The 13,252-nt window shown below is 63.7% G+C and carries 20 protein-coding genes; 18 read left to right on the forward strand and 2 right to left on the reverse strand.

Translation table 11 applies throughout. From position 1 onward, the window contains the following. Positions 1–19 precede the first annotated feature (19 nt). The 14 genes from RBR52_RS11650 (at position 20) to RBR52_RS11715 (ending at position 9,695) form a co-directional block, all read left to right on the forward strand. Positions 20–241: a hypothetical protein gene (locus RBR52_RS11650; protein WP_320377430.1), complete on the forward strand. Its 222-nt coding sequence runs from the start codon at positions 20–22 to the stop codon at positions 239–241. Then, positions 238–597, forward strand: coding sequence for a hypothetical protein (locus RBR52_RS11655; protein ID WP_320377431.1), 360 nt, complete (start codon positions 238–240; stop codon positions 595–597). The genes RBR52_RS11650 and RBR52_RS11655 overlap by 4 nt, the downstream gene beginning before the upstream one ends. Continuing rightward, entirely contained in the window at positions 594–1,598 is a 1,005-nt protein-coding gene (locus tag RBR52_RS11660) for a hypothetical protein (RefSeq protein WP_320377432.1), read from the forward strand. The genes RBR52_RS11655 and RBR52_RS11660 overlap by 4 nt, the downstream gene beginning before the upstream one ends. Positions 1,599–1,717: 119 nt before the next feature. Next, positions 1,718–2,191: a hypothetical protein gene (locus RBR52_RS11665; protein ID WP_320377433.1), complete on the forward strand. Its 474-nt coding sequence runs from the start codon at positions 1,718–1,720 to the stop codon at positions 2,189–2,191. A 114-nt stretch (positions 2,192–2,305) separates the two neighbouring features. Further along, positions 2,306–2,536 carry a hypothetical protein gene (locus RBR52_RS11670; protein WP_320377434.1) on the forward strand — a complete coding sequence of 77 codons (231 nt, stop codon included), beginning with the start codon at positions 2,306–2,308 and terminating at the stop codon, positions 2,534–2,536. A gap of 10 nt (positions 2,537–2,546) precedes the next feature. Continuing rightward, on the forward strand, positions 2,547–3,254 hold the full coding sequence (locus RBR52_RS11675) for a hypothetical protein (RefSeq protein WP_320377435.1): 708 nt from the start codon (positions 2,547–2,549) through the stop codon (positions 3,252–3,254). Continuing rightward, positions 3,251–3,571, forward strand: a complete 321-nt coding sequence (locus RBR52_RS11680) for a hypothetical protein (protein ID WP_320377436.1) — start codon at positions 3,251–3,253, stop codon at positions 3,569–3,571. Before RBR52_RS11675 ends, RBR52_RS11680 begins: the two co-directional genes overlap by 4 nt. Before the next feature lie 800 nt (positions 3,572–4,371). Further along, positions 4,372–6,120: a type IV secretory system conjugative DNA transfer family protein gene (locus RBR52_RS11685; RefSeq protein ID WP_320377437.1), complete on the forward strand. Its 1,749-nt coding sequence runs from the start codon at positions 4,372–4,374 to the stop codon at positions 6,118–6,120. 422 nt (positions 6,121–6,542) lie between these two features. Then, the gene (locus RBR52_RS11690) at positions 6,543–7,010 is read left to right on the forward strand and encodes a hypothetical protein (RefSeq protein ID WP_320377438.1); all 468 of its coding nucleotides are present in this window, start codon (positions 6,543–6,545) and stop codon (positions 7,008–7,010) included. Then, positions 7,007–7,489 (forward strand): outer membrane protein, encoded by a 483-nt coding sequence (locus RBR52_RS11695; protein ID WP_320377439.1) that lies wholly within the window; start codon positions 7,007–7,009, stop codon positions 7,487–7,489. The genes RBR52_RS11690 and RBR52_RS11695 overlap by 4 nt, the downstream gene beginning before the upstream one ends. 747 nt (positions 7,490–8,236) lie before the next feature. Beyond that, positions 8,237–8,455: a hypothetical protein gene (locus RBR52_RS11700; RefSeq protein WP_320377441.1), complete on the forward strand. Its 219-nt coding sequence runs from the start codon at positions 8,237–8,239 to the stop codon at positions 8,453–8,455. Positions 8,456–8,503: 48 nt separating this feature from the next. Then, the gene (locus RBR52_RS11705) at positions 8,504–8,707 is read left to right on the forward strand and encodes a hypothetical protein (protein ID WP_320377443.1); all 204 of its coding nucleotides are present in this window, start codon (positions 8,504–8,506) and stop codon (positions 8,705–8,707) included. A 55-nt stretch (positions 8,708–8,762) separates the two neighbouring features. Next, the gene (locus RBR52_RS11710; protein WP_320377445.1) at positions 8,763–9,209 is read left to right on the forward strand and encodes a DUF6573 family protein; all 447 of its coding nucleotides are present in this window, start codon (positions 8,763–8,765) and stop codon (positions 9,207–9,209) included. Positions 9,210–9,266: 57 nt separating this feature from the next. Next, positions 9,267–9,695: a hypothetical protein gene (locus RBR52_RS11715; protein ID WP_320377446.1), complete on the forward strand. Its 429-nt coding sequence runs from the start codon at positions 9,267–9,269 to the stop codon at positions 9,693–9,695. A 23-nt stretch (positions 9,696–9,718) separates the two neighbouring features. Here RBR52_RS11715 and RBR52_RS11720 read toward each other — a convergent pair whose 3' ends face one another. Next, positions 9,719–10,951, reverse strand: coding sequence for a tyrosine-type recombinase/integrase (locus tag RBR52_RS11720; RefSeq protein WP_320377447.1), 1,233 nt, complete (start codon positions 10,949–10,951; stop codon positions 9,719–9,721). On the opposite strand from RBR52_RS11720, the gene RBR52_RS11725 reads away from it, so the two are divergent. Then, complete coding sequence (locus tag RBR52_RS11725; RefSeq protein WP_320377448.1) at positions 10,950–11,072, forward strand: hypothetical protein; 123 nt, start codon at positions 10,950–10,952, stop codon at positions 11,070–11,072. The genes RBR52_RS11720 and RBR52_RS11725 overlap by 2 nt on opposite strands. 48 nt (positions 11,073–11,120) lie before the next feature. Here RBR52_RS11725 and RBR52_RS11730 read toward each other — a convergent pair whose 3' ends face one another. Further along, positions 11,121–11,390 (reverse strand): hypothetical protein, encoded by a 270-nt coding sequence (locus RBR52_RS11730; protein WP_320377449.1) that lies wholly within the window; start codon positions 11,388–11,390, stop codon positions 11,121–11,123. A gap of 78 nt (positions 11,391–11,468) precedes the next feature. On the opposite strand from RBR52_RS11730, the gene RBR52_RS11735 reads away from it, so the two are divergent. The 3 genes from RBR52_RS11735 to RBR52_RS11745 are packed head-to-tail and all read left to right on the forward strand — an operon-like array spanning position 11,469 to position 13,150. Further along, on the forward strand, positions 11,469–12,308 hold the full coding sequence (locus RBR52_RS11735) for a thymidylate synthase (RefSeq protein WP_320377450.1): 840 nt from the start codon (positions 11,469–11,471) through the stop codon (positions 12,306–12,308). Further along, a complete protein-coding gene (locus tag RBR52_RS11740; RefSeq protein WP_320377451.1) occupies positions 12,305–12,802 on the forward strand; it encodes a dihydrofolate reductase in 498 nt (165 codons plus the stop codon). Before RBR52_RS11735 ends, RBR52_RS11740 begins: the two co-directional genes overlap by 4 nt. Positions 12,803–12,805: 3 nt before the next feature. Beyond that, positions 12,806–13,150, forward strand: a complete 345-nt coding sequence (locus RBR52_RS11745; RefSeq protein WP_320377452.1) for a hypothetical protein — start codon at positions 12,806–12,808, stop codon at positions 13,148–13,150. Positions 13,151–13,252: the final 102 nt, after the last annotated feature.

Below are 13,252 nucleotides of genomic sequence, written 5' to 3' on the forward strand. Positions count from 1 at the left end.
TGCACACGGAGATCAACCCATGCTTCCCATCAACGTCCTTCGCCAAATCCAAACCCTCTTCCCCTCCCAAATCGCCGCCCTTGATGGCTGGCAGCAAAATTTCGTGCGCGACCAGCTGCAGCGCTTCCAAAAGTTCGGAGACGACACCCACATCTCTGAAAAGCAGGCGCAGGCGCTTGAAAAGTGCCTCACCGCCATGCAAAAGCGCGCCAAAGGGGCCGAAGAAGGGGGCGCGTTGTGAACGGCGGACTGATCGCGCTGGCGCTAGCCAGTGTGACCGGCCTGCTGGCTGCCTTTCTCTGGCTCTCTCAAACGCAGACCGTCAACAACACCGCCGACCTCCAGCGCGCTGAGCAGCGCTGCCAGCAGGCGCGGTTTGACCAGCGCTTTGACTCCACCCTATCCACCCCCAACCCCGCAGCCGCCGCCAGCGCTGCAGCCCGCGTGCGCCGCATCTGCGGCGAAGCGCACGACCTGCGCCAGCAGCAGCGCGCCCAGGCCGCTTCGCAGGCTGCGCAGATGCAGCGCCTGCAGAAGTCCTTGTCCAACACCTTCACTCCCGCCGCATCCCAACCCAAGAAGGAGCAGCCGAAATGAAACTGAACCACACCCTCAAACTTCTCCCCCTCGCCATCGGCGCCGCGATGCTGTCCGCCTGCCATCAGGGCGGGGTCGGGGTTGACTCGGGCGCCAGCCAGAAGGCCTCCACGAGCGCTGAGCAGGGCCTGAAAAGCGACCGCAGCATTCAGCAGCGCAGCGCTGCCAGCGCTGCTGTGCAGATGCCCGCGGCGGCGTTCATCATCAACACCTTGTCGGACTGGGGCGAATCAGAGCTTGCAACCGCCCCTAACGCACGGGCGCACTTCTGGAATTTGTTTTGCAGCCTGCCTTTGTCCAAAGTTTCTTTACAAGACCAGGCCAAGATGTTCCAGTCTATGGGCGCCTCGATGCAACAGACCGCCATTGAAATGTCCAAGAAACATCCAGATAAAGCCGCATCCCTCGCCGCCATCGCCCACCTGGGCGAGACCCCTCACCCCACACATCAAGCGGCCGCCCAGTTCATTGCCATGTCTGCGACGCCCCTACAGGGCTGGCCCGTGGGCGGCCTTGGCGCGAAAGGGCAGGCTGAGATGGCAAAATGGGGTCGATGGTCCGCTCAGAACATTGCATTCTCCAATCTTGTTTTGTCCCAGATCGCTGCCACGCCCGCGCTGCGCGACGCGCTGGCCGACCCCGCAGCCGCGAAAAAGGCGATCATCGCCGCGTTTCTGTCCATCCCTGCCTCACAGCTAGAGGCGGCATGGGCGCAGGCTGCGCAGGCTGCGCAGGGCGATTTGTCTCTGGACATGACCGGCAGCGGGCCTGCGCCGATTCATTTCACGATCGGCGCCAACGACTTTCAATGTGGGCCGATCGGCTGGAAGTGGAGCCAGTCGGGCGTGCCCTGGTTTGGTGAAGGGCGCATTAACGGCAAAACGGTAATGCTCGGCCTTGACAGCGCCATCGACAAATCCACCGCGCAGACCTCGACCACCGGCACCACCAGCGGCACCAGCACCGACCAGTCCGCCGGGGGCGCAGCAGGCGTGAAGTAACTCTCCCCCCATCCCCTCACCCACCACCAGCCCGGCCGCCGCCGGGCTTTTTTTCGCGGCGATTTCCGCCCCTGCTGAATGCAGGCATGGGCAATCCGCCCATGACACCGGAGAACACCATGACCTCTAAATTTTTCAAACCTGCACTCGAATGGCTCGGCGCAGGCGCGCTCGCTATCGTGACCGCCTGGCTCCTCATCATCTTCACGATCTTCATTATCTTGCCGCTGTTCACCACAACTGCGCACGCCGATGAGATTGGCGGCACCGTTGTCAGCGCCGCAGGCCCTGCGCAGGACTACGCCTGCACCCCACATAAAACCTTCCTCGGCTTTACATGGGGCTGGGATTGCCATGTACCCCTGTACACCAACACCCTCACCCTCACCACCGCCCCGACCAACATTTGGTGCGATGGTCATGGCGCCGACACCCGCTGTAAGACCGCCGCCGACGGGACTCTGCGCATCAACAAGGATGGGTTGGCTGGCCTCACTCAAGCCCGCCATTTCGACCTCGCCCTGCACTGCACCACCACCCCCGGCAACCCCGAAGCGCAATGCAAGGTCGTCATCAGTGGGAGCGAAAAATGAAAGCTGTTGGTCGCCATATGTGGCGGCTGCTGTTTCCGCAGCGGCTGCCATCCCTGCACAAACCAGTTCGCGTCATCCACCCGTTTTATCCACCCACACAACCGGAGAACCACCATGTCCAACCTGAGCGCCCTACTCAAAAAACGTCAACGTCTGGAAGCGCAAATCGCTGAAGCGCAGCGCACTGAAAAGCGCCGGGGCGAGATCCTCGACCTGCTCCAAAAGCACAACCTGCTGCACCTGACCGATGAGCAAATCATCGCCGCGCTGACCCCTCAACCCGCAGCGGCGCAGCCGTTGCAGCCTACCGCCACCACCACCGGAGCCGATGATGACTACCAATAACCTCCCCCGCATGACCCGCGCCGAAATCGACGCGCGGGCTGCTGCGAAAGAATCGCTTGTCCTGAACTTCCTTGCCTCCGGCGAGGTCTGGACGACGGTGCCCATTCTTCAAATGCTGCTCAACCTCTCCCCCCGGCGCGTGCACCTGTTGATGCAGCGCATGGAGCGCGACGCGTTGATCAAATCCGTCGCCGTCACTGACTTCGGTCACACTAAAGTTGCGTTCGGGATCACGCCGACCGGCCTTGCGTTTTCCCAAAACGCCGACCCCAACTGCCCGCGATTTGAATCGTTGCCATCGCCGCAATTCATGTCTCACCACCTGGACACCCAGCGCGCCCGGCTGCAAGCCGAGCGGGCAGGCTGGACGTGGAAACCGGGCAAGCTGCTCTACAACAGCGGCATGCTTAAGGTCCCTGACGCGCTGGCGACTTCGCCTGCCGGCGAGATCGTCGCCATCGAAATCGAGCGGACGATCAAGACGCCGCTTCGGTACAGCCAGATCATCCCGTCCGCATTGAAGGACATTAAATCGAACCGCTACAGCCGCGTGATTTACATCAGCCCACAGGGCAGGGCCGACGCCGTTCAGCGTGCCCTGCGCCGGGTTGACGTTGTGAAAGTCGGCGGTGAGCCAGTGCGTCTTGTCGCCTCGCACTGGGCGCGGTTCGAGTTCATGAACCTCGCCGATTTCCCGCCGGGAGGCGATCAAAAATGAAAACCTTGCTGCGCTGGCTGGGCCTCGTTTTTACGCTTATCGTCGCCCGGATTTTGCTTGCCGCTGCCGTCCTCGTCGTGATGATTTTTGCGATCACCGCCGGCCTGAACGCGCTTGGTTTGCGCCCGCCGACCGCCGCCGAAATCGAACAGCGCCTTGCCCCGGCCCTGCGCGAAATCGCGCCCATCGTGCAGCGGATTCGCGCAGCGTCCCCACCTGCGAGCGCGGCAAGTCCGGCCACCCCGGAAAGCCCTGTTGAACCCCAACCCCCACAGCAGTCCGCATCAATTCCGCAGGCCGCCGCCGCGCAAAATTGAGCGAGCACCCGCCGAACGATGCGCCACAATGCGCGAAATGCCCCCGCCGCAGCGCATGGGCGCGTGTGCATGTCGTGTCCGTGTGCTTAACTGCACCTGTCCCCCGAGGGGTCGGAAAAGCTCGCCTGCGGCTCGGCCCGGCTGGACGCCGGGCAGACTTTTCCTGATCGCTAGGGCGATCCCCCCTCGTGTGCCAGCGCAAAAGAGGCGCCGACACCCCCGCTGAAAGCGGGTGCGCGCCCGTGATCGCCAGACCGCCTTCGGCGGCCCTTCGGGTTCTCCCTCCCTACGGTCGGTCGAATCTGTCGCCCACGGGCGCGCACCCGCTTTCAGCGGGGCTTCGGGCCTGCGGCCCTCGTTCCTCGACTCCCTTGCGGTCGTCTCGGAATCGGCTCTCGTTCCGCTGTCGCTCCACTCGACCGACCTGCGCTCGCACTCGGCATTCAGTCGCTTCGCTCCCTCATGTCCTCGTGTCTTCGCTTGTGTCGGCGGGGCTCCGCCCCCGCCAGCACCGCCTCGCTGGGGCTCGGCTATCTCGGGCGGTTCGAGGCTCGACTGTCGCTGGCGCTCCGTCAAGCCTCTCTCCGTCCACTCGATTGCTGGCGGCTCCCCCGAAGCAAGACGCCCTGAACGGGCGTCACCAGGCAAGGCGGGCTCGTTGGCCCGCCACCAGGCACCCGCCCGCGTTTGTGTGATTTGCGGGCGGCGTCACCCACGGGCTTTCCTGCTTTGGGACTTGCCGATTTCCGCGCTCGCTGAATGCCAGCACCGGTTCATTTTTTCGTGAAGCTCCCATTCCCATGTTCGATCTGCAATCCCTGCTTGGCGGGCTGCTCGCCAAAATTCTTCTGTCCGTGTCGCATTTTTCATGGCTTGGGCTGTCCTCATGGTGGTTCATTTTTGCGAGCGACGCCCGGCACAAAGGCGATGAAAAGAAAGCGGAGTTGTTTACTCTTTTCGCGCTACCCAGCGTGCTGCCCGCGCTGGCGATGATTGCACTGCCATTCATCGCCCGATTCTTTTTCGCCACCGCATGGATGCCGCCGATCTGGCCGATTGTCGCGTGGATGCTCTGTTTCGCGCTGGGCATTGCTGGTGCGCTGTATTGGCACCGCGTCTGGATTCCGCGCATGAATTTTTTCGCCGCGAAGCTGACAAAGAAGACGCAGTTAGAGCGCAACAGAAAAACGGATGTGCGCGAAATCTCGAAGTTCTTGCCCGCCGAAATCGGCGACTATGACCCGGCGCGATACATCGATGAGCGCAAGGGCCTGTTCATTGGCCTTGATGAGAAAAAGCGGCCGGTCTACATTGACTACGAAGCTAGCCGCATTCAGCACATGCTGCTGACCGGGCGCACCCGCTCTGGTAAAGGCGTTGCAGCGCAGATCATCATTCCACAGCAAATTGCGCGCGGCGAATTCGTCGTTGTGCTCGACCCGAAGGTGGACAACTGGATGCCCCATGCATTCCGTGATGCGTGTGTACGCTCGAATGCCCCCTACCATTTTTTGGACCTGCGCCAGAGCGCGCCTGCGCAGTGCAACCCTTTTTCCGGGTGTGATACCGAAGTTCTCGAAAACATGTTAGTGGGCGGCTTCTCGTTGACTGAGAAGGGCGAGGCCGCCGATTTTTATAGACTCGCCGATCGAAAAGCCGCCCGCCAGTGTGCGGCATGGCTTGCCTCGAATCCCGGCGCGACGGCGCGTGATGCGTTGGCGAAGCTGGGCGGTGAATGGTGCGATGAAGAGGGGTTGAACGCGCCCGCCTTCCACTCGTATATGTCCGAAATGGCGGATCTCGACGCCGTGAATGCGCGCTCGGGAGGCGTGGACATTGCTTCTGGCGAGAAGACCGGCGGATGCCTGTATGTCGTGGGCGACATGATCAATCCGCGCATCATTCGCATGCAGCGCCTGATTCTCCTGCGCTTGTTGTTCCTCGCCAAAAACCGCAAGGTCATCGATACGCAGCCGCGCACGATCAGCGTGTTTGCCGACGAATTTAAGGTGCATATCAGCAGGCCCTTTATGACCAGCCTTGGCGCGAGCGCCGGCTGGGGCCTGCACACCATTCTGGCCTTTCAGTCGCTGCAAGACCTGGCTGACTGTCCTGCCGATCTGGACAAGGACATGGTGCGCGGCGCTGTGATGGAAAACTGTTCCATCCAGCTTTCCTATGCGATCAAAGACCCCGACACCGCATTGTGGCTATCGACCTCGACCGGCACGATTCTTGTGGACGATGAATCTCGCACCGTGCAGAAAAATGTGGCGCTCACCGAGACTATCCACAACGAACGCCGCATCTCGCAAAGCGAACGCGCGTTCATCGATGTGAACATGTACCTCAATCTTCCGAAATCCTGCGGCGTGCTCGCCATGCCCGGGCAGCTGGCCCGCTTCTGTTACACCAGTCCGCCGAAGACGGTGCGCAGCGAAGCCGCCATCACGCCGACGCCTGCCATCCTGACCGACGCCCCAACCAGCGCTGCGGCGGCCATTGACGTGAGCGACCCAACCAGCGCTGCGGCGGCCATCGACGTTTAGCGCCGGAGGCGCCGACGCCGGAGCGCCCGACCTCAAAGGCAGGGCCTGCGGCCCCTGCGCTTCGCGCGTAAGCGCCTTCGGCGCAAAACCAGACGCATCTCGCTTCGCTCGGTAAATCGCCTGCGGCGGGCATCACTGCGCCTTCGGCGCGTAAAGCGCCTGCGGCGCGCATCTCGCTTCGCTCGGTAATGCGCTACGCGCCATCGCGCTGTCGCGCGGTAACGCGCCTGCGGCGCAACACCAGACGCATCTCGCTTCGCTCGGTAACGCGCCTTTGGCGCTTTAAGCGCCTTCGGCGCCTCGCGCTTCGCGCGGTAATGCGCCTTCGGCGCCGGGTGCTCCGGACGCGGCGCCTTCGGCGCCGGGGCGCTCCGTTGTGCGGCGCCTTCGGCGCCGCGTTTCCGCCTGCGCTGAATGAGGGCATGAAGATCCTTGCCCTGCTCCTGCTCTCCGTCCTCCTGCTGGCTGCGCCTGCTGCGCAGGCTGCTGATCTGTCGCTTGATGTCAATGTCGCCGCCTGGCACACCCAGGCGTGGGCGCGGCATGACCTGAACCAGCGCAACCCCGGCCTTGGCCTTGAATACCGCCTGCGCCCGCGATGGAGCGCGCTGACGGGCTTTTACCGCAACAGCTACGACCGCACCAGCGTCTACCTTTTGTCCGCATGGACGCCGCTACGCGGCTCCCTGCTGGGCCTGCGCATGGGCGCAGGTCTGGTGGGCGGACTGTTGACGGGTTATCGCCGCAGCGAAGCGTCCTGCGAGCCGCTGGCCCTTGGCGGGCTGCTCACTCTGCGCAATGCGCAGGGCGCCGGCGTGAACCTGTTCATTGTGCCCCCCGTCGGGAGCGATGGCGGGTTTGTCGGGTTGCAGATTGTGGTGCCGCTATGAAGTCCGCGCGCATTCTGTTGACTGCTGCTGCGCTGCTCGCCTGCGGCGCAGCGAAGGCTGCTGACGTGGCCTGCGGCCCGTCTGCGCGCCCGCAGAGCTACGCCGTGTCGCTGCGCGGCAGCGGCTGGCTTGCTCCCGAGATCGAGTTCGTCAGCGAGGGCCGACAGCCTGACCATATCCCCAATATCAACCGGGTGTTGATGCTCAACGCCGTGGCGACTGCCAACCTTACTGACAGGTTGCAAGGCTTCGTGAAGGCGGGCCTTGCATCCAGCCGCTGGAGCACGAACGGCAGCGGCAATGGATACCGCAGCCCCGGGCGATTCGGGTATGACGTGGGAGCGGGGCTGACCTACTGGCTCACTCCGCGCTGGGGCCTGCGGCTGGAAACCCTGTACATGCACCACCAGCAGAGCGACGTGCCGCAGTTCGAGCACTTCACGCAGACTGTCGTGCAGGTGGTTTGGCGTTGGCGTTGAGGCGATGCTGTGTGCGACTGTCGCACACACTGTGTGTCGCTGAATTCTGCGACTGTCGCACACAACTTAGGGCATTACATGCGTTTGCGTCATTTATTCCGGCTCAATCGTTCGAGATTACCCGCTTCGGACGCGGGTACTGTGTGCGACTGTCGCACACATTGTGTGTCGCACACACTGTGTGTCGCTGAATTCTGCGACTGTCGCACGCAACTCTGCTGTTACCGGGTCACGCAATGGGGTGTCCCTTTGGGCCGGGCTGTCGCGCTGCGCACCGAGCCGCTGCGCGTCTCGTCCCTTCGGGCTTCCATCCCTCACCCAACTGCACCGCACCCGCTTTGCGGGAGCGCGCCACCCCGCGCCCGTGTGCTGCGCACACCAGCGCAAAGGCACCCCGGCTGTGCCGGGAGCGCACGACCAGACAGCGCCCGCTTTGCGGGCGGGGGATACGGCGCTTCGCGCCGCTAACGGGGCTTTGCCCCGTGGGGCGCGGGTGAGCTTTTCTGTCTGCCAGTCCGCCGGGCGGCTCTCATCAGTCAGCAGGGCACACCGACTTCTGCGCCTTTGCTCGCAAGCAAGTCCTGCGCGCCAGCCCCGCTGCGCGGGGACGTGGGAGCCGCTTCGCTGGGCTCCCACTCTGTCACTTGTCCTTGCAACTCGCAATGCCGCTGCGCGGCACCGGCTTGAAGTTCTGTTTGTGAGTGCCCTGCCGACCGATGAGAACCTTAACCACCCCGGAGAACCACCATGCAAACTAAAAACCTCAAAACCCCCCGCACCCCACGGCGCGCCGCCCCGTCCACTCCGGCCCGCCTCCCAATGAGGGGACAAAAGGCCAATAAACAGGCGGAGATCGTCGGGGGCGGCGTGGCTGCGCTGGTGTTGGCCTTCCTGCTGGGAGGCTGGCCCGCCGTGTCTGCGCTGGGCGCATTGATCGTTTTTGTCTTGCTACCCATCAATCGTTGACCACCCCGCCCGGCGCGTTGGCCGGGCTAGACCTAGAAAGGAACCATCATGCCGCACATTCGCCTTGTCACCACCCCCGCGCCGCGCTGGGTTTTGGCTATTGCCGCGGGCACCGACGCGCAGGCTGTCTGGAGTGAACATCGCACGCTTGAAGCCGCGATCAAAGAAGCCTGGCGCTGGCAGCGGGCGGGACTCAGTGACCTGGACGTGATGAAGCGCCTGCCGGACGGCACGCTGACCACCGAATTCTGACCACCACCCCGCCCGGCGCGTTGGCCGGGCTACACCACCACGAAAGGAAACCATCATGCAAACCACCACTGCCACCCCCGCCGACCTGTTCGGCGCACCCATCAGCGCCTACACCCGCGCCCAGGCCATCGAGGACGGGCTGCTGATCGACGTGTCCACCACCGCCCGCGAGGCGGGCACCGTCTGGCCCGTGGCCATGACCGCCGCGGCATGGGCCGATTGCGTGGAATGGACGGATGCCACTGAAGCCCGCAAGGGCTACATCGGCCAGAGCGAGAGCGGCAGGCTGTGGGACGTGTGCTGGATGCTCTCACGGGTTCTGCTGCGCGCTGCGCGCCTGGGCCTGCAAGCCAGCCCGTCGTATCCCATGTACGTCGAACTGCTGCGCACCCCGCGCGAAGGCCGGGGCGTCAAACCCCGCCTGGTGCATCTGAAATTCATCATCGGCCCGGACGATGCCGGGCGGCCTTGCATCACGGTGATGATGCCGGGGGAGGACTGATTTCCGCCTGCGTTGAATAGGAACGCCGGGCCGCGCTAACCCACAGGAGGACACATCATGCAAACCACAAGGCGAACACCGAAAGCGACCGCGTGCCACGAGGCCGCTCACGCGGTGGCTGCACTCCATTTCGGGGCGCGACTGGACAAAATTCAGATCGACACCCGGGGCGGGCAGTGCGACTTCAGCGCGCCGTCGTGGTGGACAGATCGAACTGATGCCGTTGCGTTGCTTGTCGGGCCGCTGGCCAGCGTGCGGGTACTCAAGAAAAACCGCCTCGCGCGCATTCTGCTGAGCCAGGACTACGAGATCGCCTGCGAGTTGTGCCGCGACGATCAAGAGCTTTGGGCCGCGATGGATGATGCGCGAGCGCTGCTGCGGGAGTTCTGGCCGCAAATCCAGCAGATCGCAAGCGCCCTGCTGGAAGCGCCGGGGCAAGAACTTTCAGGTGATGAAGTTATGAGCATTTTTTCCCGTTGTAGATAACAAGAGTTATCAATAACGGGAAGTCAGATAGTCCGCCCACCCTTGAGCTTGTCCAGATAGTCCGCCCAGGCTTGCATCATGGCGCGGCGCTGGGCGACAAACTCCGTGCGGTTGTAGGCGCGGCCCAGCGCATCGGGCACCGAGTGCGCGAGCTGGGCCTCGATGATGCGGTCATCGAAACCCAGGCGCTCGGCCAACATGGTTCGCGCACTGGCGCGGAATCCATGCGCTGTGGCGTTGACCCCCATGCGCTTGAGCGCGGCCAGCACCGCGATTTCCGAGATCGGACGGTGATAGCTGCGCGGCGAGGGGAACACCCACTCGCTGCGCCCCGAGAACGGACGGATCTCGCGCAGCAGATCCACAGCCTGCCGCGCCAACGGTACCAGATGCGGTTGACCGCTGATCTTCTCCTGTTTCGTGCGCTTCATGCGATCGGCGGGAATCGTCCACAGCGCGCCGTCCAGGTCGATTTCAGACCAGCGGGCATGGCGTAACTCACCCGGACGCAGGAACACCAGCGGGGAAAGCTGGAGCGCGGCAATCACGGAGGGATGCCCCTTGTAAACATCTATTGCCCGCAGCAGCCCGCCGAACTCCCCAGGCTCGATGATGGCCGCGTGATGCTCGACCAAGGGCGGGGGCAGTGCATCGCGCAGATCGGCGGATATGTCACGCTCGCAAACGCCTGTGGCGATACCGTACCGGAAAACCTGGCCGCAAGCCCTTTTGACCCTGTGCGCGGTATCCAGCGCACCACGATCTGCGACCCGGCGCAGGCACGCCAGTAACTCAGGCGGGCGGATTGACCCTATCGGGATCCGGCCCAGCCAGGGCAAGACATTTTGCTCAAGCAAAAACCGCGTTTGCTCCGCGTGACCCGCAGTCACCTTGAGCGCATGCACGCGCTGCATCCATTCGCGGGCGACAGTCTCAAAAGCATCGGGCGGCGGCGCAGGCTCGGATGGGTCTGGCGCCTGCGCTGCGGCCTTACGCGCGGCGCTGGGGTCGATGTCGTCCAGTAACTGCTGCCGGATCTCGTCGGCCCGCTGGCGGGCTCTCGCCAGCGTCACGTCAGGATAGACGCCCAGGCTCAGGGTCTTGTCCTTGCCCCCCAGCCGATAATCGAAGCGCCACCAGCGCTTGCCGTCTGGCCGCAGCAGCAAGTAAAGACCGTCGCCATCGCGCAGGCGCTGGAGCTTGTCTGTGGGCTTGGCGCGGCGCAGGGCCGCGTCGGTGAGAAGGTTGGATGCCATGCCAGTAACCGCCTTTCAGGAAATGAGCGTTACCGGCAAGGTTACTGGAAGAGACGTTGAAAACGCAAGAAATGATCTGCAACGTCGGGAAATGCAAGATCAACTTAAGCCGCTGATCTAACTGTGTTTTATCGCCAATTTGGAGCATCCTGAAAACTTGCGAAACGTGCTATTGCCTGAGGTCTTCGCGCTTGAACCAGATGCGCGCGCCGCCGCAATGCGCGCTCAGGCGCTTGGCCAGGTAGATGGGGCTGGGGCGGCCGACGTAGTGGGTGTAGAGATCGTTGAGTTCGCTGCGGTAGGCCTGGGTGTCGCGGATGGACAGATAGGCGCGGCCGATGTCGTCCATGATGGCCTTGAGATGCGGCGGCAGATACTGGCCGCCGTAGGGTCCGTAGTTGCCGTTGACGTCGGGTTGCAGATCGATGGCTGGCTGCATGCAAAATCTCCTTGAAATGGATGGGCCGATAATATCCCTGCCCATTCGTGCCATTTGGCGCGCACTCTGACCGGATTCATGCCTTCCATTCCCACCCCTTACGAAGACCTGATGCGGCACGTCTTCACCCACGGCCAGGACAAGACCGACCGCACCGGCACCGGCACGCGCAGCGTGTTCGGCCACCAGATGCGCTTCGATCTGTCGGCGGGCTTTCCGCTCATCACCACCAAGCGGGTGCATTTCAAGAGCATCGTGTATGAACTGTTGTGGTTTCTGCGCGGCGAGTCGAACGTGCGCTGGCTGCAGCAGCACGGCGTGACGATCTGGGACGAGTGGGCGCGCGAAGACGGCGAGCTGGGCCCGATCTACGGCGTGCAATGGCGCTCCTGGCCGGCGCCGACGGCCGACGACCCGCATCGCAGCATCGACCAGATCAGCGAAGTGCTCAAGCAACTGCGCACCCAGCCGGATTCGCGCCGCATCCTCGTCAGCGCCTGGAACGTCGGCCAGATCGCGGAAATGGCCCTGCCGCCGTGCCATGCCTTGTTCCAGTTCTACGTCGCCCCGCCGCGCCGGCCCGGAGAACCGGGGCGCCTGAGCTGCCAGCTCTATCAGCGCAGCGCCGATATCTTTCTCGGCGTGCCCTTCAACATCGCCAGCTACGCGCTGCTCACCCTGATGATCGCGCAACAGACCGACCTGCTGCCCGGAGATTTCGTCTGGACCGGAGGCGACTGCCACCTCTACAGCAACCATTTCGCCCAAGTGCAGGAGCAACTCGGCCGCGCGCCCTATCCCTACCCCACGCTGGAGTTCGCGCGCAAGCCCGAGAGCCTGTTCGACTACACCTTCGACGACTTCGTGCTGAACAACTACCAGCATCACCCGGCGATCAAGGCGCCCGTCGCGGTATGACCGAGCTTGTTCTCATCGCCGCCGTGGCGCGCAACGGCGTCATCGGCAAGGAGGGCGGCATGCCCTGGCATCTTCCCGCCGATCTGCAGCACTTCAAACGCCTCACCCTGGGCCATCCCATGCTGATGGGGCGCCGCACCTGGGAGTCGCTGGGGCGCCCGCTTCCCGGTCGTCGCCACATCGTCATCAGCCGCCAGCCTGGATGGCAGGCTCCCGGGGCGGAACAGGCGGATTCGCTGCAAGCGGCGCTGCAGCGCGTGGCGGGGGACGCCCTCGCTTTCGTCATCGGCGGCGCACAACTCTATGCCCAGGCGCTGCCCCTGGCCGACCGGCTGGAGCTGACCGAGATCGACCAAGACTTTGAAGGCGACACGCGCTTTCCCGATTGGGATCGCAGCCGCTTCACCGAAACGGCCCGCGAGTCGCACGTCGCACCGCAAGGCTGGACCTATCACTTCGTCACCTACACCGCCATAAACTCCCCCTCGCGCTGAATCATGGCCTTCTGCGCAACCTTGTTTCAGGGCGTCGCCGTCTGGGCCGGACTGCCCGCCACCCTGTTCGCCCTCTTGCTGCTGGGGTATCGCCTGAACACCCGGTTCACCTGGACCCTGCTGCTTCTCGGTCTCGCCGGACTGGCGGCACAAGGGCTGTCCATCGCCTGTGCGGGCTGGGCGAGCGCCAGCGTCTGGCTTCCCGATTGCTGCGGATTGGCCGCGCTCGCGCACGGATTTTCCCCGCAGGCGATCTGGCGGCTCAATCTGATCTGGCTTCTGCTGGGCCTGGCCGTCATCGCAGCCTGCGCTGCGGCCATCTGGCGGCTAGGAGCCTGTCGGACTTGAGGATCGTCGGCTGCAAAACGGCCTCGCCGGTCCATTTTTCACCGTTTTGTGGGCCTCTGGCCCATCCCTCGCTGCGCTCGGGACCGCCACTTCGTGGCGTCC

Source organism: Thiomonas sp. (assembly GCF_034007205.1).
Taxonomy (GTDB): domain Bacteria; phylum Pseudomonadota; class Gammaproteobacteria; order Burkholderiales; family Burkholderiaceae_C; genus Thiomonas.